This window comes from Methylobacterium oryzae (assembly GCF_021398735.1).
Lineage (GTDB): Bacteria > Pseudomonadota > Alphaproteobacteria > Rhizobiales > Beijerinckiaceae > Methylobacterium.
Map to the genome: position 1 here is coordinate 4,569,305 of NZ_CP090349.1, position 23,523 is coordinate 4,592,827.

Annotated in this window: 22 protein-coding genes; 17 read left to right on the forward strand and 5 right to left on the reverse strand. The window is 68.8% G+C overall.

The genetic code is table 11. From position 1 onward, the window contains the following. Positions 1-42: 42 nt before the first annotated feature. A complete protein-coding gene (locus LXM90_RS21865) occupies positions 43-459 on the reverse strand; it encodes an NADH:ubiquinone oxidoreductase subunit NDUFA12 (RefSeq protein WP_020091666.1) in 417 nt (138 codons plus the stop codon). Between the two features lie 514 nt (positions 460-973). On the opposite strand from LXM90_RS21865, the gene LXM90_RS21870 reads away from it, so the two are divergent. After that, complete coding sequence (locus LXM90_RS21870) at positions 974-4,705, forward strand: vitamin B12-dependent ribonucleotide reductase (RefSeq protein WP_020091665.1); 3,732 nt, start codon at positions 974-976, stop codon at positions 4,703-4,705. 461 nt (positions 4,706-5,166) lie between these two features. Beyond that, on the forward strand, positions 5,167-5,895 hold the full coding sequence (locus LXM90_RS21875) for an SDR family NAD(P)-dependent oxidoreductase (RefSeq protein WP_026604709.1): 729 nt from the start codon (positions 5,167-5,169) through the stop codon (positions 5,893-5,895). Between the two features lie 63 nt (positions 5,896-5,958). Here LXM90_RS21875 and LXM90_RS21880 read toward each other — a convergent pair whose 3' ends face one another. After that, positions 5,959-6,354: a tautomerase family protein gene (locus tag LXM90_RS21880; RefSeq protein ID WP_020091663.1), complete on the reverse strand. Its 396-nt coding sequence runs from the start codon at positions 6,352-6,354 to the stop codon at positions 5,959-5,961. Positions 6,355-6,471: 117 nt separating this feature from the next. Between LXM90_RS21880 and LXM90_RS21885 the strand changes: the two genes are divergently transcribed. From LXM90_RS21885 to LXM90_RS21915, 7 genes are all read left to right on the forward strand, one after another. Beyond that, positions 6,472-7,356, forward strand: a complete 885-nt coding sequence (locus tag LXM90_RS21885) for a LysR substrate-binding domain-containing protein (RefSeq protein WP_020091662.1) — start codon at positions 6,472-6,474, stop codon at positions 7,354-7,356. 361 nt (positions 7,357-7,717) lie between these two features. Next, positions 7,718-8,107, forward strand: coding sequence for a tautomerase family protein (locus LXM90_RS21890; RefSeq protein ID WP_020091661.1), 390 nt, complete (start codon positions 7,718-7,720; stop codon positions 8,105-8,107). A 280-nt stretch (positions 8,108-8,387) separates the two neighbouring features. After that, on the forward strand, positions 8,388-9,599 hold the full coding sequence (locus LXM90_RS21895; RefSeq protein ID WP_026604708.1) for an ABC transporter substrate-binding protein: 1,212 nt from the start codon (positions 8,388-8,390) through the stop codon (positions 9,597-9,599). Positions 9,600-9,734: 135 nt separating this feature from the next. Next, the gene (locus tag LXM90_RS21900) at positions 9,735-10,607 is read left to right on the forward strand and encodes a branched-chain amino acid ABC transporter permease (protein ID WP_020091659.1); all 873 of its coding nucleotides are present in this window, start codon (positions 9,735-9,737) and stop codon (positions 10,605-10,607) included. Positions 10,608-10,645: 38 nt separating this feature from the next. Beyond that, the gene (locus LXM90_RS21905) at positions 10,646-12,694 is read left to right on the forward strand and encodes an ABC transporter permease subunit (protein ID WP_020091658.1); all 2,049 of its coding nucleotides are present in this window, start codon (positions 10,646-10,648) and stop codon (positions 12,692-12,694) included. After that, the gene (locus LXM90_RS21910) at positions 12,687-13,409 is read left to right on the forward strand and encodes an ABC transporter ATP-binding protein (RefSeq protein ID WP_010682999.1); all 723 of its coding nucleotides are present in this window, start codon (positions 12,687-12,689) and stop codon (positions 13,407-13,409) included. Before LXM90_RS21905 ends, LXM90_RS21910 begins: the two co-directional genes overlap by 8 nt. Positions 13,410-13,788: 379 nt before the next feature. Next, positions 13,789-15,090 (forward strand): CNNM domain-containing protein, encoded by a 1,302-nt coding sequence (locus LXM90_RS21915; RefSeq protein WP_020091657.1) that lies wholly within the window; start codon positions 13,789-13,791, stop codon positions 15,088-15,090. A gap of 124 nt (positions 15,091-15,214) precedes the next feature. Here LXM90_RS21915 and LXM90_RS21920 read toward each other — a convergent pair whose 3' ends face one another. Further along, positions 15,215-15,466 carry a hypothetical protein gene (locus tag LXM90_RS21920; RefSeq protein ID WP_042674660.1) on the reverse strand — a complete coding sequence of 84 codons (252 nt, stop codon included), beginning with the start codon at positions 15,464-15,466 and terminating at the stop codon, positions 15,215-15,217. 303 nt (positions 15,467-15,769) lie between these two features. Here LXM90_RS21920 and LXM90_RS21925 point away from each other — a divergent pair, with 303 nt between their 5' ends. From LXM90_RS21925 to LXM90_RS21935, 3 genes are all read left to right on the forward strand, one after another. Next, complete coding sequence (locus tag LXM90_RS21925; protein ID WP_020091656.1) at positions 15,770-16,030, forward strand: hypothetical protein; 261 nt, start codon at positions 15,770-15,772, stop codon at positions 16,028-16,030. Between the two features lie 222 nt (positions 16,031-16,252). Next, positions 16,253-16,516 carry a hypothetical protein gene (locus LXM90_RS21930; RefSeq protein WP_042674661.1) on the forward strand — a complete coding sequence of 88 codons (264 nt, stop codon included), beginning with the start codon at positions 16,253-16,255 and terminating at the stop codon, positions 16,514-16,516. 142 nt (positions 16,517-16,658) lie between these two features. Continuing rightward, positions 16,659-16,910: a hypothetical protein gene (locus LXM90_RS21935; protein WP_020091655.1), complete on the forward strand. Its 252-nt coding sequence runs from the start codon at positions 16,659-16,661 to the stop codon at positions 16,908-16,910. Between the two features lie 136 nt (positions 16,911-17,046). Here LXM90_RS21935 and LXM90_RS21940 read toward each other — a convergent pair whose 3' ends face one another. Beyond that, entirely contained in the window at positions 17,047-17,331 is a 285-nt protein-coding gene (locus LXM90_RS21940) for a hypothetical protein (protein WP_020091654.1), read from the reverse strand. Between the two features lie 256 nt (positions 17,332-17,587). Between LXM90_RS21940 and LXM90_RS21945 the strand changes: the two genes are divergently transcribed. The 5 genes from LXM90_RS21945 to LXM90_RS21965 all read left to right on the forward strand — a co-directional run bounded on the left by LXM90_RS21945 (position 17,588) and on the right by LXM90_RS21965 (position 21,611). Next, positions 17,588-18,310: a MarR family transcriptional regulator gene (locus LXM90_RS21945; protein WP_234081045.1), complete on the forward strand. Its 723-nt coding sequence runs from the start codon at positions 17,588-17,590 to the stop codon at positions 18,308-18,310. Positions 18,311-18,324: 14 nt separating this feature from the next. Further along, positions 18,325-19,044, forward strand: a complete 720-nt coding sequence (locus LXM90_RS21950; RefSeq protein ID WP_020091652.1) for a hypothetical protein — start codon at positions 18,325-18,327, stop codon at positions 19,042-19,044. A gap of 167 nt (positions 19,045-19,211) precedes the next feature. Continuing rightward, positions 19,212-20,213, forward strand: a complete 1,002-nt coding sequence (locus LXM90_RS21955) for a catalase (protein ID WP_234081046.1) — start codon at positions 19,212-19,214, stop codon at positions 20,211-20,213. Positions 20,214-20,349: 136 nt separating this feature from the next. Beyond that, the gene (locus LXM90_RS21960) at positions 20,350-20,898 is read left to right on the forward strand and encodes a peroxiredoxin family protein (RefSeq protein ID WP_020091650.1); all 549 of its coding nucleotides are present in this window, start codon (positions 20,350-20,352) and stop codon (positions 20,896-20,898) included. Next, on the forward strand, positions 20,895-21,611 hold the full coding sequence (locus LXM90_RS21965) for an MOSC domain-containing protein (RefSeq protein WP_020091649.1): 717 nt from the start codon (positions 20,895-20,897) through the stop codon (positions 21,609-21,611). The genes LXM90_RS21960 and LXM90_RS21965 overlap by 4 nt, the downstream gene beginning before the upstream one ends. A gap of 75 nt (positions 21,612-21,686) precedes the next feature. Here LXM90_RS21965 and LXM90_RS21970 read toward each other — a convergent pair whose 3' ends face one another. Continuing rightward, the gene (locus LXM90_RS21970; RefSeq protein WP_020091648.1) at positions 21,687-23,279 is read right to left on the reverse strand and encodes an FAD-dependent monooxygenase; all 1,593 of its coding nucleotides are present in this window, start codon (positions 23,277-23,279) and stop codon (positions 21,687-21,689) included. Between the last annotated feature and the right edge of the window lie 244 nt (positions 23,280-23,523).

Below are 23,523 nucleotides of genomic sequence, written 5' to 3' on the forward strand. Positions count from 1 at the left end.
GGTGGCGGCAAAAGGGCGCCGGCTCCGCGACGGGTCGCGGCTCTACTCGCCCGGCGTCCAGGACACGTAGTCGCCGGTCGCGGCCGGCCGCTGGCCCCAGGAGAGCTGCGAGCCCGCCGGCCTATACGCGTTCGCGGTGCCGGTCTGGTTCTCGATATGGGGCTTCTGCCACGCCTTCGGCTGGTAGGTCTCCTCGCTCGGCGCGACGTCGACGTTGTGGCAGAGCCAGCCGCGCCAGCCGGGGGGCACCTTCGAGGCGTCGGCGTAGCCGTTGTAGACGACCCAGCGGCGCTCCGAGCCCACCGAGCGGTCGATCAGCGCGCCCTCCGCCTTGTAGTACTTGTTCCCGAACTCGTCCTCGCCGACGAAGATGCCGGTGCGCGCGGTCTGGAGCGCGACGGAGACGGTCTGGCCGTTCCACCACGTGAAGATGCGCAGCAAAGTGTCCTTCAGCGCCATCGCCGGTCCCGGAATCGTGGCGCGCCGCGAGGGCGCTCGTCGGCGCCGTTATGGTGACCGCGCGCGTGTGAGTCCAGCCGCATGACGGAAGTGTCGCCCCGGGGCAACGCTCGGCCCGCGCTTTCGGCCTCCGGTTCCGGCCATCCGCCGGCTCCGCTCCCTAGGGTTGTGAATCTAAAATTTTCCCGATCCGATTCCCGAAAGCCGGAAGGACACTTATCCCGGCCCGGGACGATATCCACAGGCTTTTGCGAGCCGGCACAACATCTAGCGGGGAACAAGGCCGTCGAACACCACTTGTTGACGTGAGAGTGAAGGCGGCGGTAATCTCCCTGCATCGGTCGCGCCCCGCGGAAGTGGTGCGTTGGGCAGGGGCGGCCGTTCCTAATTTTCGTTCGCGGGACCGAGGCACGTCTCTCAGCCGGGCGTGGTTGGCCGCGAATCCCACTATCGGGCTAGACCCCGCGTCGCGCGGGGCCGGGACCCTCGTGTCCCGACGGGAGAGGTGTGTTTCATGCGGTTCGAGCGTCGCTACACCACGGCCGGACAATCGCCCTACGCCGGGATCCCCTTCCGCAAGGCCCTGAGCGAGATCCGCAACCCGGACGGCTCGGTCGTGTTCCGCCTCGACGGCATCGACGTGCCGGAGAGCTGGAGCCAGGTCGCGAGCGACGTTCTCGCGCAGAAATACTTCCGCAAGGCGGGCGTTCCGGCGCGGCTGCGCAAGGTCGAGGAGAACGCGGTCCCCTCCTTCCTCTGGCGCTCGGTGCCGGACGACGCGGCCCTGGCCGAGATCCCCGAGGACGAGCGCTTCGTCTCCGAAGCCTCCGCCACGCAGGTCTTCGACCGGCTCGCCGGCTGCTGGACCTACTGGGGCTGGAAGGGCGGCTACTTCTCGTCGGAGGAGGATGCCTCGGCCTTCATGGACGAGCTGCGCTTCATGCTGGCCCGCCAGATGGTGGCGCCGAACTCGCCGCAATGGTTCAACACCGGCCTGCACTGGGCCTACGGCATCGATGGCCCGAGCCAGGGCCACTACTATTGCGACCCGCAGACCGGCGTGCTGACCAAGTCGGCCTCGGCCTACGAGCACCCGCAGCCGCACGCCTGCTTCATCCAGTCGGTCCAGGACGACCTCGTCAACGATGGCGGCATCATGGACCTGTGGGTGCGCGAGGCGCGCCTGTTCAAGTACGGCTCCGGCACCGGCTCGAACTTCTCGATGCTGCGCTCGGAGAACGAGAAGCTCGGCGGCGGCGGCAAGTCCTCGGGCCTGATGAGCTTCCTGAAGATCGGCGACCGGGCGGCCGGCGCGATCAAGTCGGGCGGCACCACGCGGCGCGCCGCCAAGATGGTGATCGTCGACATCGACCATCCGGATATCGAGGCCTTCATCGACTGGAAGGTGAAGGAGGAGCAGAAGGTCGCCGCCCTGGTGACGGGCTCGAAGGTCGTCTCCAAGCACCTGACCCTGGTGATGAAGGCCTGCACGCAGTGCGAGGCCGAGGGCGATGCCTGCTTCGATCCGGAGCGCAACCCGGCGCTCAAGCGCGAGATCAAGGCCGCCCGCCGCGCCTCCGTGCCGGATTCCTACATCAAGCGCGTGGTGCAGTTCGCCCGCCAGGGCTTCACCAAGATCGAGTTCCCCGTCTACGATACCGACTGGGATTCGGAGGCCTACCTCACGGTCGCCGGCCAGAACTCCAACAACTCGGTCTCGCTGACCGACGACTTCCTGCGCGCCGTCGAGGCGGATGCCGACTGGCAGCTGACCGCCCGCACCACCGGCAAGGTCACAAAGACTCTGAAGGCCCGCGACCTGTGGGAGCGGATCGGCGAGGCCGCCTGGGCCTCTGCGGACCCGGGCCTGCACTTCAACACCACGATGAACGACTGGCACACCTGCCCGGCGGGCGGGCGGATCCGGGCCTCGAACCCGTGCTCCGAGTACATGTTCCTCGACGACACCGCCTGCAATCTCGCCTCGGCGAACCTGCTGACGATGTATGACCGGGACACCAAGCGCTTCGACGTGGAGGCCTTCGAGCACCTCAACCGCCTCTGGACGGTGGTGCTCGAGATCTCCGTGATGATGGCGCAGTTCCCGTCCAAGGAGATCGCGGAACTCTCCTACCGCTACCGGACGCTGGGTCTCGGCTACGCCAATATCGGCGGCCTGCTGATGACCATGGGCCTTCCTTACGATTCCGACGCGGGCCGGGCGCTCGCCGGCGCGCTCACGGCGATCATGACCGGCGTCGCCTACGCCACCTCGGCCGAGATGGCCGCGGAACTCGGCACCTTCCCGGCCTACGACGAAAATGCCGACGCGATGCTGCGGGTCATCCGCAATCATCGCCGGGCCGCCCACGGCGAGGCCGGTGGCTACGAGTTCCTCAACGTCGCGCCGGTCGCCCTCGACCACGCCAACATCCCGCAGGCGGATCTGGGCGACCACGCCCGCGCCGCCTGGGACCGGGCGCTGAAGCTCGGCGAGGAGCACGGCTACCGCAACGCCCAGGCCACCGTGATCGCGCCGACCGGCACGATCGGCCTCGTGATGGATTGCGACACGACCGGCATCGAGCCCGACTTCGCCCTGGTGAAGTTCAAGAAGCTCGCCGGCGGCGGCTACTTCAAGATCATCAACCAGGCCGCTCCGGACGCCCTGCGGGCGCTCGGTTACCGCGAATCCGAGATCGCCGAGATCGAGGCCTACGCGGTCGGCCACGGCTCGATGGGTCAGGCGCCGGGCATCAACCCGACGACGCTGCGCGCCAAGGGCTTCACGGACGAGAAGATCGCCGCGGTGGAGAAGGGCCTGAAGTCGGCCTTCGACATCAAGTTCGTGTTCAACCGCTGGACGCTCGGCGACGATTTCCTCACGCAGACCCTCCGGGTCCCCGCGGAGAAGCTGTCGGACCCGACCTTCGAGCTGCTGCCGTTCCTCGGCTTCACCAAGAAGGAGATCGAGGCCGCCAACACCCACATCTGCGGGGCTATGACCCTGGAGGGCGCGCCGGGCCTGAAGCTCGAGCACTACCCGGTCTTCGACTGCGCCAACCCGTGCGGCCGGATCGGCAAGCGCTACCTCTCGGTCGAGAGCCACATCCGCATGATGGCGGCAGCGCAGCCCTTCATCTCGGGGGCGATCTCCAAGACCATCAACATGCCGAACGACGCCACGGTCGAGGATTGCAAGGCGGCCTACCTGCTGTCCTGGCGCCTCGCCCTCAAGGCGAACGCCCTCTATCGCGACGGCTCGAAGCTGTCGCAGCCGCTCAACTCGGCGCTCATCTCGGATGACGAAGACGAGGCCGATGAGGGGATCGAGGCCCTGATCCAGGCGCCGGCCGCCGCCAAGGCCGCCGCCGCCGCGGAGAAGATCGTCGAGCGCGTGATCGAGCGCGTCGAGCGGATCCGCTCCCGCGAGAAGCTGCCGGCCCGCCGGAAGGGCTACACCCAGAAGGCGGTGGTGGGCGGCCACAAGGTCTACCTGCGCACCGGCGAGTACGACGACGGCCGCCTCGGCGAGATCTTCATCGACATGCACAAGGAGGGCGCGACCTTCCGGAGCCTGATGAACAACTTCGCCATCGCGATCTCGCTCGGCCTCCAGTACGGCGTGCCGCTCGAGGAATACGTGGAGGCTTTCACCTTCACGCGGTTCGAGCCGGCCGGCTTCGTGCAGGGCAACGACGCGATCAAGAACGCGACCTCGCTCCTCGACTACGTGTTCCGCGAGCTGGCGGTCTCGTATCTCGGCCGCGCCGACCTCGCCCATGTCAGCCCCGCCGAGATCGGCGGCACGGTGATCGGCGGCGGCGAGAGCGGCGACACGACCCGCGAGGGCCCGAAGCCCGCGCCGGCCTCCTCGGTCGTGTCCCGCGGCCTGCTGCGCGGCTCGGCTGACCGGCTCACCCTGATCCAGGGTGGCCCGGCCGGTGCCAGCCTCGGGGTCGGTGCGGCGAGCGCCGGCCAGTCGGCGCCTGCCGGCGGCACGGTCCACGCGCTCCGCGGCAGCACGGCGCTGAAGGCGGAGCCTGCGGTGGCCGGTCAGGCCGAGACGATCGCCGACACCCTCCCCTTCGCCAAGGCGGAGAGGAGCGTCGCAGACCGGCGGGCCGAGGCGAAGATGAAGGGCTATGTCGGCGAGGCTTGCCCGGAATGCGCGAACTTCACGCTGGTCCGCAACGGCACCTGCCTGAAGTGCGACACCTGCGGTTCGACGACAGGGTGCTCCTGATACGCCGACGGCTCGTACGATAAAGAAGGCCTAAGTTGCTTGCCGCTCTGAGTTGAACCTGCTGAGGTTTCAGCGAGATATATCTCAGAGCGGCATTCGACCGCCTGCGTCCGAGAGGGGCGCCGATTAGCGGACGGTATCCGCGCTCGCTGTACCGGTCAGTGATCCCCCGAACATGTCGAGCATGTTCGGGGGAAGCTGCGCTTAGACGGACCAATGGTCTCTGCGCTGCGCGTGCGACGAGATCGAGACCTGTTCGCGATGAGCCGGTCGCACCTGTGATGGTGCGGATCAGGCCTTCGCCCTAACCGAGAGCCGGAAGGGTGCACGACGACGCGGTCATCGCGGCTGCCAAGCGGCCAGAGGGCGCCTATGTATCGTGCGAGGCAACGCCAGCCATCGAACCGGGCTGGTCTCGACTGAAGGTAGCCGATCCGCGCGCCCGCTGAGACGACGTCGCCATGACCTCATCGACTTCGACCAGAGCGGTCGTGATCGGCGCCTCCGGCGGCATTGGCCGAGCCCTTGTCTCCGGACTGGCTGCGAGCGGAGCCTACGCTCCGATCTTCGCCCTCTCGCGCTCGCAGCCATCGTTCCCGCACGGCATCCGCAGCCACGCGATCGACCTTACCGACGAGGCGTCGGTCGCTGCGGCCGCGGCTGCGGTCGCGGAGGCCGGACCGGTCGGTTTGGTCATCGTCGCGACCGGCATCCTCCATCAGGACGGCGTCGCGCCCGAGAAGGCGCTGAAGGCGCTCGATCCCGGCGCGATGGCCGCCGTGTTCTCCATCAACGCGATCGGCCCCGCCCTCGTCGCCAAGCATTTCGTCCCGCTGCTGGCACGAGAGGGACGTTGCGTGTTCGCAGCCTTGTCGGCACGGGTCGGATCGATCGAGGATAATCGCTCGGGCGGATGGTACGCTTACCGCGCCTCGAAGGCGGCTCTGAACCAGATCCTGCGGACCCTATCGATCGAAGTGGCCCGCAGCCGCCCGGACGCGATCGTCGTCGGCCTCCATCCGGGCACGGTCGCTTCCAACCTGTCGCGGCCCTTCCGCCCAGATCCGGGCGCCCCCGGCGTCTTTCGACCCGACGAGAGCGCAGCTCATCTTCTGCGCGTGCTCGGCGAGCTCGACGTGGCGGACACCGGAAGCGTCTTCGCCTGGGACGGCGCGCGCGTCCCGGCCTAGGGCTCGGAACCGGTCAGCGCGAGGCGGCGGTCCCGCCAGGCAGATCGCATTGCCCCGGACGGATCAGTCCACGTCGTCCTGGACGTAAGACGCCAGGCCGTTGCCGAAGGACCACTCGTCTCGCGCGTTCGGCGACAGGACGATGAGCACGTCTTCCGGACGAAGACCGGGATCGGCGACGAGGTTGTCGGTGATCGCTCTGTAGAGAGCCTTCTTCTTCGCCGTGTCCCGCCAATTGCCCGCGACGATGTTGATGATCACCACGTCGTCGGTGCGTTGAAGCCCGAGATAGTCGGAATCGTAGATCAGCTCGTCCGGCGCGTGCTGATGGATGAGGTGAAAGCGGTCGTCTGCGGGCACGCCGTAGGCGTTGCGCAGGCCGCGATGGATGCCGTCCGAGATGGCTCTGATATGGGCCGGTGACTTGCCCTTGAGGAGCGAGATGCGAACGAGGGGCATGGCTTGCGGTCTCCTGCGACGTCGAGCGGCTGGCCGCCTTGACGCTCGCCGTTTACGCCCCCAGGATCGTCCGGAAAATTTGAAACACCTGAATAAAGACTTTCCGGAAATTGAAGCATGGCGACGCGCACCAACCTCGACATGGACGTGCTCCGCACCTTCGTGACCGGGTTCGAGCTCGGCAGTTTCGCCCGCGCGGCCGAGCGACTGGGGCGGTCGCAATCGGCCGTCAGCACGCAGCTCCGGAAGCTGGAGGAACAGGTCGGTCAGCCGCTCGTGCAGAAGGCGGGACGCGGTCTCGCGCTGACCGCCGCCGGTGAGAGCATGCTCGGCTACGCGAAGCGGCTCTTGGAACTCAACGACGAGGCGGTCGACCGGCTGCGCGGACCCGAGCTCGAGGGCTGGGCGCGGCTGGGCCTCGCGCAGGATTTCGCCGAGGGCTGGCTGCCGGCGGTGCTCAAGCGGTTCTCGCGGGCCTATCCGCGTGTGCGTATCGAGGTTCAGGTCGGGCTCGGCGCGCAGCTCGTCGAGAAGACCCTGAGGGGCGAGCTCGACGTCGCGCTGGTCTGGGGGGACGGCAGCGGTGCCCCTCACGCGCACCGGGTCGCCGAAGTGCCGATCCACTGGATCGGCCCCCCGGACTGGCCGGGTCTCGCGGACCCGGTCCGGGAACCCGTCCCGTTCGCGGCCTTCACGCCGCCGTGCACGTTCCGGTCCGCGGCCGTGTCTGCCTTGGACGGTCGCGGCTTGCCCTGGCGGCTAGTCTTCACCAGCCCCAGCCTCTCGGGACTCTGGGCCGCCGCCGAAGGTGGCTTGGGTGTCACCGCGCGCACCGCCGTCGGCCTGCCGAAAACGCTGAGCGTTCTCGATCCGGCCGCGACCGGCCTGCCGCCTCTTCCGAGCGCGTCACTGACACTCCACCAGGCCGAAGCCGAATTGGCGCCGGCCGTCGCGCGGCTCACCGATATTCTTCTCGAGACCATAAGGGAGCACGTCGCGTAAGGGCGCGATGGCCAGTGACGGGCTCTCGGCGCGCCGCAGACACCCCGGTCATCGAACATCAGTCCTCTCGGTCTCTGCCCGCGTACGAACGGTGATCGATCGCCCCGGCCAGGACTTCTCGAGGAGAGACCGCGAGAGGCACCCGACCGCTGTTCGGACCTTGCCCTGTCCGCGTCGCGAGGCTCGATCACGGGGCGGCGGAGCCGAGGGTGACGTGGCTCGCGCCAGCGGAGATGAGGCCCCATCATTCGGTTTTGTCGAACACAGGGTGGCGAACTTTCAAATTATCCGAACACTCCAGGTCACGTAAGTCTTCGTCCGTTGGCCGCCGCGGCGGTCGCGAAGCCACGGACCGACGACCATGCCCTTCATCAATGTCAAAGTCGCGGGTACGCCCCTCGCACCCGAGCAGATCACGGCGATCCAGGCGGGCATCACCCGGTTGATGGCCACTGTCCTGCACAAGGTCGCGCCTCTGGTCGGCGTACTGGTCGAGGCGGTGCCTGCCGCGGGATGGAGCGTCGGTGCCGAGCCGATCGCCCGCGCCGCGCAAGTGGACGCCATCATCAGCGCGGACACGAACACGCCCGATGAGAAATCGCGCTTCATTTCTGAAGTAAACCGGCTCCTGAAGACCGTCCTCGGGGCCGAACTGGCGGAGGTGTCCTACATCGTCATCCACGAGGTGCCGAAGGACAGCTGGGGTTACGACGGCCTGACCCAGGCGGAGCGCGGGCGCCGCCGCGCATAGCTCGCAGCGTTCCGCAGGTGGGGGCGCCGGATCATGTGTCGGCCGACCGGCGCCGCCGGCCTGTCACGAACGCGCCCGGCGCTTAATCCGACTGCCGGCACCAACGACGTGAAATTGTGGTGCCTGCAGCTTTTACGACATGTGGAACGGACAATCTGTATTAATCGTCTGGGATCGCCCAAAATCTCAGCTTGACGGCTCGACCCGTCTCGGGAGATCTCCCTCCCAGAGTGCCACGGTGAAGGGCACACCGCGCACGCGGAATCTTGGAGAGGAAACGATGGTCTTCGCAGGTCGCGCTGCAGCCGCGGTGCTGTTATTGACGATGGTGTCGGCCCCCGCGCGGGCCGCGGACCCGATCAAGATCGGGCTGAGCGGGCCCTATACGGGCGGCTCGTCTTCGATGGGTGTCTCGATGCGGGACGGCGCCAAGCTCGCCGCCGCCGAGATCAACAAGGCCGGCGGCGTTCTCGGCCGGCCGATCCAGCTGATCGAGCGCGACGACGAGGCCAAGAACGAGGTCGGCGCGCAGGTCGCGCAGGAACTGATCAACAAGGAGAAAGTCGTCGCGAGCGTCGGCTTCATCAATACCGGCGTGGCTCTGGCCGCCCAGCGCTTCTACCAAGAGGCCGAGATCCCGGTCTTCAACAACGTCGCGACCGGGACGATCATCACCAACCAGTTCAAGGAGCCGGACTACGACGCCAACTACGTCTTCCGGAACTCCGCCTACGACGTGCTTCAGGCCGGCCTGATGGTCGACGAGGCCCTCGCCCAGGGTCACAAGAAGATCGCGGTCCTGGCGGACTCGACCAATTACGGGCAGCTCGGGCGCGAGGACATCGAGAAGTATCTCGCGACCAAGAACGTGAAGCCCGTCGCGGTCGAGAAGTTCAACATCAAGGACGTCGACATGACGGCCCAGCTGCTAAAGGCGCAGCAGGCCGGCGCCGAGGTGATCCTGGCCTACGGCATCGGGCCGGAACTGGCCCAGATCGCCAACGGCATGGCCAAGCTCGGCTGGAAGGTCCCGATGATCACGAGCTGGCCGTCCTCGATGCAGAGCTTCATCGACATCGCCGGCACGAACGGCAACGGCGTGATCATGCCCCAGACCTTCATCGAGGATCAGACCCTGCCGAAGCGCAAGGCGTTCCTTGAGAACTACTACAAGACCTACGGTGTCACGAAGATCCCGACCCCCGTGGCCGGCGCCCAGGGCTACGACTCGATCTACCTCCTCGCCGCGGCGATCAAGCAGGCCGGCGGCACCGACGGCGCCAAGATCCGCGCCGCCCTGGAGAACCTGAACGAGAAGGTCGAGGGCGTGGTCACGACCTACGACAAGCCCTTCACGGCGAAGGACCACAACGCCATCTCGCGCAACATGGTCGTGTTCGGGAAGGTGCAGGACGGCAAGATCGTCTACGCCAAGGACGAGGACGCCAAGAACGCCGGCGTGGTTCGTCTGAAGGAGAAGTCCTCGAACTGAGGATCCGGACGCTGCGCCCGCGACGGGCGCGGCGTCTCCCTCGGGGCCGGCGGCGTCACAGCCCGCTGGCGCTCAGCACAGCGGTCCCGCGGCGCCCGCCGCGCGACCGGACGTCCCTCCGGCGACAGCGATCCCATGGAAATCCTGCTCCAGCTCATCGCGTCCGGCGTCGCGGTCGGCATGATCTACGCCGCCATCGCGTTCGGCTATCAGCTGACCTTCGCGACCTCGAAGACCCTCAATTTCGGCCAGGGCGAGGCGCTGGCCCTCGGGGCCCTGTTCGGCCTGACCCTGGTGCCGTTCGTCGGCTACTGGCTGATGATCCCGCTGGTCCTGGTCTTCGGCTTCGCCCTCGGAGCCGTGGTCGAGCGCCTCGGCGTGCGCCCGGCCGTGAAGATCAAGTCCGAGTACGGGTGGATCATGGCCACCATCGCGCTCGGCATCATCTTCAAGAACGTCGCCGAGAACGTCTGGGGACGTGACGACCTGAAATTCCCCTCCCCGCTGCCCGAGACGGCGCTCCAGGTCGGCGGCGTGCGCGTCCTGCCGATGGAACTGCTGATCGTCGCGGGTGCGCTGCTGATGATGCTGGCGGTGGAGATCTTCAATCGCAAGTCGATCTGGGGGAAGGCGGTCGTCGCCACCTCCAACGACATCGACGCCGCCGGGCTGATGGGCATCAACACCCAGAAGGTCATCACCCTCTCCTACTCGATCAGCGCCATGACGGCGGCCTTCGCGGGCGTGCTGGTGGCGCCCGTCACCCTGACCGGGGCGACGATGGGCTCCGTGCTGGCGCTCAAGGCCTTCGCGGTGGCGATCATCGGCGGCCTCGAATCCGGCCTCGGCGTCATCGTCGGCGGCCTGATCCTCGGCGTCGCAGAGACGCTGACCGGCTTCTACATCTCGACCGGCTACAAGGATGTGCCGGGCCTGATCCTGCTCCTCGTCGTCCTCTCCATCCGCCCGGTCGGCCTGTTCGGCAAGGCCGTCATCAAGAAGGTCTGAGCGTGACCTCCCGCGCAATTCTCACGGCAGCCTGAGCCATGGCGCAGACCCTCGCCCCCACCGAAGCGCCCGCCCCGGCGGCCGCCCCCAGCCTGTCGCGCCACGTCGGCATCCTCGGCGCCGTGCTGCTGGTCGTCGGCCTCGCGGTCTTCCCGCACGTGGTCACGAGCTCGTACTACATCCACCTGATGATCGTGATCGCGATCTACGCGATCCTGATCCTCGGGCTCGACATCGTGGTCGGCTATACCGGGCAGGTGAGCCTCGGCCATGCCGGCCTGTTCGGCGTCGGCGCCTACTCGGCGGCGGTGCTGTTCCTGCACTTCAAGCTCGGGATCTGGTGGGGCATCCTGGCCGGGATCGGGGTGACCTCCGCCTTCGGCGTGCTGCTCGCCGTGCCGGCCCTGCGGGTGACCGGCCCCTACCTCGCCATGGTGACGCTGGCCTTCGGCACCATCGTCCAGATCTTCATCAACGAGCTGACGCCGCTGACCAACGGTCCCCTCGGCATCACCCTGCCGCCGGCCCGCGTCCTCGACTTCTCGCTGCTGGGCCTCCAGGCCCCCTGGGGCGCGGCCGGCCGCAAGCTCGAGTTCTACTACCTGGTCTGTCTGGCGCTACTGGCCACGATCCTGGTCGTCAACCGGGTGGTGCGCTCGCCCTACGGCCGCGCCTTCGAGGCGCTGCGCGACTCGCCGATCGCCTGCGATTGCATGGGCGTCAGCGTCTACCGCTACAAGGTCTACGCCTTCGTGATCTCGGCGGCTTTGGCCGGCCTCGCGGGCGCGCTGTTCGCGTGGTCAGAGCGCTACGTGGCGCCGAACTCCTACGGGTTCGAGCTGACCGTGCTGTTCCTCCTCGCCGTCACGATGGGCGGCCGCAAGTCGCGGGCGGGGCCGATCATCGGCTCGGCGATCATCGTGATGATGCCGAACGTGCTCGCCGATATCGGCCTGGTGCGGATCATGGCGGGGATCATCGCCGCCGCGGCACTGGTCGTGGGCGCTCTCGCCCTCCTGCGTCGCGCAGAGAACCGGTTCGCCCTGCTGGTGCCGGTCGCGCTCTGCCTCGCCTTCTTCCCGGCCACGCTCGCGCTCGAATCGGTCACCGACTTCCGGCTGACGGTCTTCGGCCTGATGATCCTGTTCGTGGTGTATTACCTGCCGGACGGGATCGTGGGCTTCCTCCGTGAGAAGATCCCCGCCCTGCGCCCGGCCCACACGGCCGAGGGCAAGAGCCTCCATGCCGAGGGCGCGGCCCTCAGCGTGCAGAGCGGCGACCGGGGCGCCGACCCGCTCCTCACCGTCGATCAGGCACTGATGCAGTTCGGCGGCCTCAAGGCGCTGGCCGGCGTCGATCTCACGGTGCGGCCGGGCACGATCCACGGGCTGATCGGTCCCAACGGATCCGGCAAGAGCACGATGATGAACGTGCTCACCGGCATCTACAAACCGACCGGCGGCAGCGTGACCCTCGCGCGCGGCCAGGGGACGAAGCGCCTCGACGGGCGCACCCCGTCGGAGATCGCCGCTGCCGGCGTGGCACGCACCTTCCAGAACGTGCAGCTCTTCCGCGAGATGACCGCGCTCGAGAACGTGCTGGTCGGCCTGCACCACAGCTTCCGCGGCACCCTGTTCGACGCGATCCTCGGCACGCCCCGGCGGCGCCGGGAGGAGCGCGAGCAGCGCGCCCGCGCCATGGCGATCCTCGACTTCGTGGGCCTCGGCGCCCTGGCGCAGGTGGAGGCCCGCAATCTGCCCTACGGCAAGCAGCGGCTCCTCGAGATCGGTCGCGCGCTCGCCCTCGACCCGGTCCTGCTGCTCCTCGACGAGCCGGCCGCGGGCCTCACCGCCCCCGACATCGCCGAGCTGACGGCGATCATCCGCAAGATCCGCGATGCCGGCATCACGGTGATCCTGATCGAGCACCACATGGACGTGGTCATGGGCCTGTGCGACCGCGTCAGCGTCCTCGATTTCGGCCACAAGATCGCCGAGGGCAGCGCCCGCGAAGTGCAGGCCGACCCGAAGGTGGTCGAGGCCTATCTCGGCAGCCCCGTCGCCGACGAGGAGATGACCCATGCTTGAGGTCACGGGTCTGTCGGCCGGCTACGGCCAGGTGGAGGTTCTGCACGGCCTCGACTTCCAGGTTCCGAAGGGCCAGGTCGTGGCGCTGATCGGCTCCAACGGGGCCGGCAAGACCACCACGATGCGCGCCCTGTCGGGCATGATCCGGCCGCGGGCCGGTTCGATCCGCCTCAACGGACAGGAGATCGGCGGCCTCGACAGCCACGACGTCGCCCGGTTCGGCCTCGCGCACTCGCCGGAGGGCCGGCGCGTCTTCCCGACGCTCTCGGTCGAGGACAACCTGACCCTCGGTGCCTTCCCGCGCCTGACCGGCTCGCGTCCGAAAGGCGACGTCGCGGCCGACCGCGAGCGGGCCTTCGAGATGTTCCCGCGGCTCAAGGAGCGGCGCGCCCAGCTCGCCGGCACGCTCTCGGGCGGCGAGCAGCAGATGCTTGCCATGGGCCGAGCGCTGATGCTGCGGCCCGAGATCCTCCTGCTCGACGAGCCCTCGATGGGCCTCGCTCCCAAGCTGGTGGAGGAGGTCTTCCGGATCATCCGGCTGCTCAAGGCCGAGCAGGTGACGATGCTGCTCGTCGAGCAGTTCGCCATGGCGGCGCTCGGCGTCGCCGACCACGCCTACGTGCTGGAGAACGGCCGGATCCGCTTCCAGGGCCCGGCGCAGCAGATGCGCAACGATCCGGCCGTGCGGGCGGCGTATCTCGGCGGCAGCCACTGACATCCGACCGCGGATCGGTGCCGCGCGTGGCCTGGGATGTCCCCCAGTCCCGGCGCCCGGCATGAACCTGTCTCGCCGGGGCCGGCGGGTCACGCCCGGCGCACCGTCGTCGGCGCGGCTCGCGAATGCCTGACGGTCGGCGCATCACCCTCGCGGACAAGCGCCCGCGCTCACGAACGCCCTACAGGATTGTCCGACGCCGGGGTGCGGGCGGCCCGGTGTTTGCTGAGGTTCGCCGGGGACAACGCTGAGGCCGGTCGGGCTCTGATGCCCGTAGGCCGCGCCGCCGCTCTCCTGTAGAGACCGTCGGGACGCGGCCGGCGCGACGGCCACACGGGAGGTGTCGATTTTGGACGACGGTTGGGCGACTGCCTTAGGGTTGTTTGCCGTCCTCGCCCTGGTTCTGGCGAACGGCTTCTTCGTCGCAGCGGAGTTCGCCCTGGTCGCGGTGCGCAGGAGTCGCGTCGCCGAACTCGTCGCCGAGCGGCGCGTGAACGCGAAGGCGCTGCTCTGGGCCACGGACCACCTCGACGCCCACCTCGCGGCGACGCAGCTCGGCATCACCATCTCGTCCCTGGCGCTCGGCTGGGTCGGCGAGCCGGCGCTGGCCCACCTGATCTTGCCCACCCTGACGTGGCTGCCGGACATGCTCTCGACGGCAGCCGCCCACACGGTCGCCGTGGTGATCTCGTTCGTCATCATGACGGCGCTGCACATCGTGCTGGGCGAGTTGGCGCCGAAGAGCCTCGCGCTCCAGCGCAGCGAGCGCACGGCCCTGGCGGTGATCCGTCCGCTCAGCGTGTTCCTGTTCGTGTTCCGCCCGGCCATCCTGTTTCTCAACGGGCTCGGCAACGGCGTCCTGCGCCTGTGCGGATTGCAGCCCGGCCACGGCGAGGGCGGCCACCACTCGACGGCCGAGCTCAACCTCCTGGTCGAGGCGAGCCGCGAGGCAGGCCTCATCCGCGAGGCCCAGCAGGAAGCGGTCGAGCGCATCTTCCGGCTGGGGGACCGCCGGGTTCGCGAGATCATGACGCCGCGCCACGAGGTCGAGTGGGTCGACCTCGACGGATCGCCCGAGGAGATCACGCGGGCGGTCCGCGCCTGCAGCCACGCCCATGTCGTCGTGAGCCGTGGCGGCATCGACGAGGTCGTCGGCGTGCTGCGCAAGCAGGATCTGCTCGATCAGATCCTCGACGGGCGAGCCCTCGATATCGCCACCGCCATGCGGCCGCCGAACGTCGTCCACGAGGGCATGACGGTGCTCACGGCGCTGGAGAGCTTCCAGCGCAACCCCGTGCAGCTGGCGGTGATCGTCGACGAGTACGGCAGCCTGGAAGGCATCGTCACGCAGACGGATCTCCTCGAGGCGATCGCGGGCGACATACCCGAGGTCGGTGAGGACCCGGCGGTCGTCGAGCGCGAGGACGGCTCGTTGCTCATCGACGGCATGATGCCGGCCGAGGACGCGTTCGATCGTCTCGCCTTCAACGATCCGCCGGGCACGGACGACTACACGACTTTGGCCGGCTACGTGATCTTCCAGCTCGGCCGCATTCCGGCGGCGGGGGACGCGTTCGTGGCGGAGGGGTGGCGTCTCGAGGTGGTCGACATGGACGGCCGTCGCATCGACAAGGTCCTCGCCACCCGCTTGCCGGCGCGGGCGCCGGTCGGAGGGGCGTGACCGCGTCGCCGGGCCATCAATCGGCGCATATCCAATCGGCGCATATGCCTGCGAGAATCGCTGGCGCGTCGTCTCGCGCGGCGGTAGTCGTCGACCGCGCGAGTTCGGAGCGATATCGCGACCGTCAGTAGCGATCGTAGCGATAGCCACCGTAACGTCGCCCTTCGTAGAAGCGCGCGTCCCTGCGTCCGTAGCCACCGAACTCACGGTGGCGGCGATAGCCGTGCGCGGGCGCCCAGGGTGGCGGGCCGCCGTGACGGAAGCCCCGCTCTCCGCGGGCCCAGGGCGGATCGGCGAAGGCGGCCGAGGTCGATCCGAGGATGCCTCCGGTTAGTGTCAGTGTGCCGAGCAGGATCAGCGTTGGCGTGCGGATCATGGATGCCTTCCTCACAGCGGGGGCGTCCCGCGTCGCCCCAGATACGGTGCTCCGCGGCAAACCGTTCCCCGCCGTCGCGAAGGCACGAGGCCGGTCAGCTCGAAGCCTCTCCGAATAACCGCGCGGTCTTCAGGATCGCTCTGGTCCGAGAATAAGAACAGGTGGCGATGGAACGGCACAGGTCCCGGTGGAACAGGCGTTCACAGCGTGATCGTGCGCAGTCACGACGTCGATAGCGGCACGAATTGTCGGAACGGTCCCGGCGACCCTGCCGTTTAGGGGCTCCAAAACAGGAGACGCCCCATGACACGCTTGCCGATTATCGTCCTCGCCACCCTCGCTCTCGGGGGCAGCGCCGTCGCCGCCGAGCAGGGGGCCTCGTCCAAGACTCCGGGCCACGAGATGCAGGATCGCGGGAGCCGGGCCGGGAGCCCGGGCGCGTCCGGTTACGCGCCGGGCCACGAGATGAAGTCCGGCGGGACGGACTCGGCCGGTTCGACGTCGCGAAGCGGCGGAAGCACGACGGGCACCACCGGCACCAACTCGACCGGCACCCGTCGCTGACACGACCGTCGTCCCGTCCGGTTATTTTGCTCGACGGGACGAACCAGCTGCAAGTCGAGCAATGCTGATCAATAAGGATCCGGGCTCGGTTCCGGCTCATGAGGCGCGGATCGTCGAAGATGAATTGTCGATGAACGGCAGGATTGATTAATTTCGTGAGCCGTGGAACGCGATGATTGGCGACTGCATTTCTCGTTTCAGTTCGATGAACGAGGTTGGAGTATGAAGAAGCTTATCACGACCCTGGTCGCCGGCACCGCGCTGCTGGGTGCAGTCTCTGCCGCTCAGGCCCATGAGTGGGGTGGCGGCTATGGCTACGGCTACGGTCCGGGTCACGGCCATTCTCGCGTGATCGTGCGCGAAGGCTATGGCGACGGCTATCGCGGCGTTCGCTTCGGCCACCGAGACTGGGATCGTCCGGATTTTCGCGTGATCGAGCGTCGCGGGTACGGTCATCGTTACCACGACGACGATTGGGACGATTGATCCGACCCGGATTGATGCGGAGTAGAGAGGCGCCCGACCGGGCGCCTCTTTTTTTATTTCCGATCATCGGCGCACCGCATGCAACGGTTTGGCGCCCGTCCGGCTTTCTGAGCGGTTCATCGACACGAGGAACAGCATCGCTATGCCGGTACGTCTGATCACGACTGCTCTGCTTCTGTCCGCAGGGGCCACGGCCGCGCTCGCCGCGCCCATGTCGGCCGACGACAAGGCGGCGCTCCAGCAGCAATGCATGGGCGATTTCACGACCTTCTGCGGTGGCATGCCGCCCGACGATGGGCCCGAGACCCAGGCCTGTTTCGAGAAGAATATGGCCAAGCTGTCGCCGGGCTGCCAGGGCGCCATCCAGAGCTACAAGCAGGGCAAGAAGGGCTGATCCAACCCGGCTGTCGTCTCCCAAGATCGGACGCGATCAGCCTCGCCATCGGTCCCGCGCGGGACTGATCGCACAGGCAATACAGCGGATCGAAGACCGTAGACGCGGGGGCGGCCCGAGCCGCCCCCGCCGGTGTTCAGTAGCTGTAGGACCGGCGCGGGTAGGCCTGGGGCGCGCCGTACCCGGTGTCGCGCGGCTGGACCCGCGACCCGTACTCGATCTCCTTGCGCCGCGCCTGCCGGTTGGCGAGGTAGCGGCCGCCCAGGCAGCCGGCGACGGCGCCGACGACGCCGCGCTCGGCGAGGTAATGGCCCGCCAGACCGCCGATGATCGCGCCCTTGATACAGCCCTTCGCCTCAGCCGCACCGACGCTCATGAGTGTCACGAGAGCGATGGCGGATGCTTGTCCCACGATGCGCATGCTGATGCTCCTCTTCGATCCGGAAGAGAATGCACCTGCGTCACGACCGTTCCGGACGTCGGAAAAGGGGTCGGCGCCCCCTTGTTCGTCGCCGCGGAGGTCCGACTGTTTCGCGCGCGTCGCTTCGTCCTGATGTCGGCGCCGATCCTGTGGCGCCGCGACCGACGATCGTGCCGGACGGAGCCGTCGCCGTCGGAGGCCGTCCTCCGGAAGCAATGGCCCGGTTCAGGACTGCGGTGCGCGTACGGAGCGACGGTTGCCGCTCCGCTTGACTCTAATACTTAGGACTCCTAATTATCCTCTCATGGACCACGCGGCCGACCCAGATCCCGTCCTGATCCGCCTGCGCGAGGGCTTCGAGCGCGTCGCCCTCGTGCTGCGGGCCGATCTGTGGGCGGCCGCGGGCGATGCGGGCCTGAATCCGACACAGGCGCAGGTGCTGGCGCTGCTCGCGGGACGCCCGGCCGGCCTGAGGGCGAAGGAGATCGCCGCGCATCTGGCCGTCTCGGCACCGAGCATGGCCGACACGCTCGCCGCGCTCGCCCGCAAGGCCCTGCTGACGCGCGCGCCCGATCCCGCGGATGCCCGCGCGGCGATCGTGCGCCTGACCGACGAAGGCCGCGCGCTCGGGCGCGCCCTCGCCGCGGCCACGTCACAGGTGATGTCGGCTCTGGCGCGGCTGGCGCCGCCTGAGCAGGCAGATCTCCTCCTGACCCAGATCAAGCTCATCCGGACCCTGCAGCAGGCGGGTGCCATCCCCGTGCAGCGGATGTGCGTCAGCTGCCGCCATTTCAGGCCGAACGCCCATCCGGCCGAGGCCCAGCCCCACCATTGCGCCTTCGTGAACGCTGCGATCGGGACCCGGGATCTCCGGCTCGATTGCAGCGAGCATGAAGCGGCCGATCCCGACGTCCAGGCTGCCACCTGGACGTCCTTCGCGAATGGATCGCAGCCCCTCCGAGCACCACGAGAGACCTGAAAGGACACATCGTCATGACGAGGATCAAGGCACGGGGCGTCGGCCTCGTGGCGGCGGCTCTGTGCGCGCTCTCCACCGGTGCCTCGGCCGGGCCCATCCGGGCGCAGCCGAGTCCCGCTGTCCTGGCGTCGTTCGACATCGTCGAGACGACGATCGCGACCAAGGGCGACACCGCCGTCTTCACCACCCGGGTCCGGGGCGAGGCGGGCAAGGACAAGCCGAATGCCACCGGCAAGTTCGAGGGCTCGAGCGTCTACGCCTACGTCTGGCCGACGACCCTCGATAGCGACGCGATCGGCTTCGACAAGGCTCAGGGTATCGTGGCGCTCGCCGTCACCTTCCACCCCGATTTCGACGACGCGGCCTACGGTGCCAGGAACCGCCATGTCTGGCACCCGCACTGGGTGGTGCTCGCCAAGGACGCGGCCTGCGGCGGCGGCCTGAAGGTCGTCGATATCCCGGACGGCGCGAAGCCGAAGGTTCCGCCGACCTGGCCGAAGGTCCCGCTCCTGATCGACAGCCCGGACTACCCGACCACCTTCCGGGGCGACACGGTTCAGGTCGAGATCCCGGTCTCGCTCATCACCGGCATCAAGGGTGCCTCGTTCGACGGGGTGACGTCCGGCCTCAAGGTGAACGGCAACCTGCACGCGCCGCTGCTCTGCGTCAGCGACGTCTTCAAGGTCGCCTCGGGCAACCTGTCACTGCCGGGCAAGGTGACCCCTCAGAAGTAGGACGCGCGACAGGAAGCGGTTCGGCGACTGTCATCGCCGAACCGCCGGAAGATCCCCCTCCGAGCATCAGAGAAGGACGAGTCACCATGGCATATGCCCGCCTCGACGATCCACCCCCGGCCGCGGCCGGGCTCTCGCCGCGCGCAGACGTGATCGATCGCCGACCCGTGAGGGCGCCGACCGCGCCGAGGATCGCGGCGCTGGCACGCCTCGGCGGGATCCTTCTCGCGCTCCTCGCGCCGCCGACAGGGGCGATCGCCGCCGATGCCCAGGACTTGGTGGAGGCTCTGCGCACAGTCGCCGGCAGTCGGCCCGGCGTGCGCCCGACCTTCGCCAAAGGACAGTGCGTCCGCGGCACCTACACCCCTGCGGCCGAAGTGGGACAGGTGACGCGGTCGATCAGTTTCACGCGGCCGTGGCCTCTCGTCGGGCGGTTCTCGGTCGGCGGCGGCAACCCGTCGGTGCCGGACGCGACCAGGACTGTCCTGCGCGGCTTCTCGATCAAGCTCCTGTCGGACGGTGGCGAGACCCATCTGCTGTTCGAGAACGCGCCGGTCCACTTCGCGCGGACCGTCGACCAGATGCTCGCGTTCCTGCAGGTCCGCGTTCCCGGCCCCGACGGCAAGCCGAATCCGGAGGCCATCGCGGCCTTCGCGAAGGCCAATCCGGAGACGACGCGCCAGGCGGCCTTCGTCGCCGGCAAGCCTGTCCCGGGCAGCTATGCCGGCCTCGTCTATTGGGGCGTGCACACGTTCACGGGGCTCAACGCGGACGGCCGTGCCGTGCCCTTCAAGTTCAAGATCGTGCCCCGAGCCGGCGAGATCACCCTCAGCGACGAGGAGGCGAAGGGCAAGCCTGCACACTTCCTGGCCGACGCGCTTCGGGAAGAGCTGTCGAAGGGCCCGGCGGGGTTCGACGTCGTGGCCCTGCTCGCCGGGCCCAACGACGATCTCGGCAGCGACATCACCCAGCGGTGGACCAACGAGGACGACCGGAAGGCGGTCACCCTCGGCACGATCGCGGTGACCGGCATCGAGCCGAACGAGACCTGCGACCAGGGCACCTTCGACCCGGGACAGCTGGCAGACGGCATCGACGCGCCGAAGGACGAGATCTTCGCGGCGCGCCGCACCGCCTACGGGATCTCGTTCGGCCTCCGCTCCCAGTGAGCCTCCGCGGCCCGGCGGCTGCCACCGCCCGGCCGCCACACCCGCGGGCCGCGCCTCGACAGGGCGCCGCGCGGCCAGCGGCCGATGCGACCAGACGGCCGCCCGTCATCGACGACTGGAGCTCCGGAGAAGCGGCATGACCATCCTGGCCCCCGAACTCGTGACCGGTCGCTGGTTCAACACGCCCGCGCCGCTCTCCCTCGCCGCGCTGCGCGGCACGGTCGTCGTGCTGCACGCGTTCCAGATGCTGTGCCCCGGCTGCGTGGCGCACGGCACGCCGCAGCCCGAGAAGCTGCACCGGATGTTTGCCGGCAACGGCGCAGTCGCGGTGATCGGCCTGCACGCGGTGTTCGAGCATCATGCCGCCATGACCGAAGTCGCCCTCGAAGCCTTCATCCACGAGTATCGTCTGACCCTGCCGATCGCCGTCGACTTCCGCGAGGACGACAGTCCGATCCCGCAGACGATGCGGCGCTACGGTATGCGCGGAACGCCGACCACGATCGTCATCGACCGCGACGGACGCGTCCGGGAACACGCCTTCGGGCAGGTCGACGACCTCGCGCTCGGGATCCTCGTGGGCTCGCTGATCGCGGCACCGGGCACGGGATCGATGCGCGGGAAGTTGGCACCGGACGGGTGCGAGGAAGCCGGCTGTAGGCTCACGGAGGCAACGCGGCCATGACGGCGCCTCTTCTCCCACCCGTCCTCCCGCTCGTCCTCGCCGGCCCGGTCGCGCCGCTGGGACCGGACGGTCCGCCGAGCGGCATCGTCAAGAACCCCGTTCCCGGGCCGTGGCGGATCACGGCGACCGGTCTCGTGGGCGATGTCCAGGCCGATCTCCGGTACCACGGCGGTCCCGAGAAGGCGCTCCACCAGTATCCGCAGGACCATTACGCCGCCTGGGCCACCGAGATCGGCGATCATCCGCTGCTCTCCGCACCGGGCGCCTTCGGTGAGAATCTCGCCACGACGGGCTGGACGGAGCGCGACGTCTGCGTCGGCGACGTCGCCCGCTTCGGCTCGGCGCTGTTACAGGTCAGCCAGGGGCGCCAGCCCTGCTTCAAGCTCGACCGACGCTTCGGACGATCCGGGATGGCGCTCGCCGTGCAGAGAACGGGGCGGACGGGCTGGTACTGGCGGGTCCTCGAGGACGGCGTCGCCGAGCCGGGCGACAGGATCGAGCTCCGCGCGCGTCCGCGGCCGGACTGGTCGCTCGCGCGCCTGATCCACCTCTTCTACGTCGACACGCGCAACCGGTCCGAGCTGCACGCCGCGAGCGCGATCCCGGAACTGGCGGAGAGCTGGCGCCTGCTCCTGCGCCGACGCTTGCGGACCGGCGCGGTCGAGGACTGGTCGAAGCGCGTCACCGGACGGGATGGCGGGCCGGGCGCCTGATTGCGGGCGCGTCGATGCGGTTGGGCCTCGGACGAGGGGCCGGGCTGCCGGTCGGATGCCGGCCACGGCACGCGCTCATTGCGGGAAGGCCGACGGGAACAGGCGCCGGAGATGCGCGTGCAAGCCGGGCTCGCGCCACGTCCGGCCGCGCCAAGCGAGGTGCCCGTCCGGCCGGATCAGGCAGGCCATGGTCCCCGCGCCGTAAGCCTTACCGAAGGCCCCCGTCGGATCCGCGAGCGTCGTCACGCCCGGGATGGGCACCACGCTGCCGATGACGACGACCCGGACGCGGGTACGGTGCTGGCGGGCCCAGATCGGCAGATCGGGGCCGGCCACGGCGTCCGACATCCCGGCTGCATAAATGAGGAGGACGTGCTCGGTGCCTCTGAGTTCGTCGAAGAGCCGCGTTGGGAAGCCGAGTCCGTCGCGGACCAGCCCGTTGACGTCGGGCGCCCGGTCGCCGGCCCTCGTGCCGGCCTCCGTCGGCTCCGTCGCGTCGCCGGTGATCCAGGCCGTGTTCCGGTAGCTGACGAGGACCTGCGTGTCGGCGAGGCGGTCCGGCGCGCCGCCGCGCTCCCGACCGTATCCCTCGCTCGCCGTCCGGGTCCGCGCGATCACGTCCGCGCCCACCGGGCGCCGCTCCCCCTCGTAGCTGTCGAGGAGAGCCTCGGGGCTGGCGCCCCGAAGAACCAGGGCGAGCTTCCAGGCCAGATTGTAGGCGTCCTGGATCCCGGTGTTCATCCCCTGCCCGCCGGTCGGCGGGTGGATGTGGGCGGCATCGCCCGCCAGGAAGCAGCGGCCGCGCCGATAGGCGGCGGCGAGGCGCATGCTGATGCGGTACACCGACGACCAGCGCAGGTCCGACAGGCGCGAGCCGTCCGGCAGGAGATCGTCGGCCACGGCCTGCAGGTCGGCCAGCGACGGGCCTTGAAGCTCGGCCTGGATCCCGTGGTCCGACCCGCCCGCCGGCACCAGATGCTGCGGCGCGAGCATCGAGACGCGGTAGCGGCCCGGCTCGGGGAGCGGGATGGCGATGAACATGTCGGGCGGGGCGTCCTCGTTCAGTCGCAGCGCCCGGACCGCGAGGCCGTAGGGTACATCCCAGGCGATATGCACGTCACCGAGCATGAACGGCCAGGGATAGGCCTCGCCCTCGAACGGGATGCCGAGCTGGCGCCGGACCGTGCTGTGGGCACCGTCGCAGCCGACGACGTAGCGGAAGTGCGCCTCCGCGACCGCACCGTCCGCCTCCTGCAGGTGCGCGCGGATTTCGGCGCCGTCCTGCTCCAGGGCCGTCAGGCGCAGGCCGCGCTCGACCCGGACTCCAAAGCGCTCCAACTGACGGTTCAGGACGCGCTCGGTCTCGAACTGGGGCAGACCGAGCGACGCGTAGGGCAGATCGAGCGGTGGACTGACCGCGTCGATTGGCGGCTGGCCGTGCAGGATCGTGCGCAGGCCCGTGAGCCAGAGACCCGCGTCGATCATCTCGCGGGCGAGGCCCATGTCCTCCCAGACTTCCAGCGTGCGCGGGGTAACCCCGATCGCGCGGCAATAGGGCGACGGCCGCGCCGCAGCATCGACGACCCGGCAGCGCGCCCCGTGCCGGGCGAGTTCGCAGGCGAGCGTCAGACCGACCGGACCGGCCCCCACGATCAGTACATCCGCCATCGCACCCTCCCCGGACCGATCCCGAATCGTCCCAGCGCCCGCACCTATCTGAGATCGCCTGACCGGAATCACGCCGTCGACGCGCGGACTATAGGTGCCGTTCGAAGGATCCGCCGCAGGCACGGCTCGGGATGCGCCGCTCCCGACCGACGACGATGCGCCGATCCCGCGACAGCGGCTCAGCGCGCGTTCCGGAGAGCCGACGGCGGAGGGCGCGCTACGACCTCCCCAAGTCGATTGATTT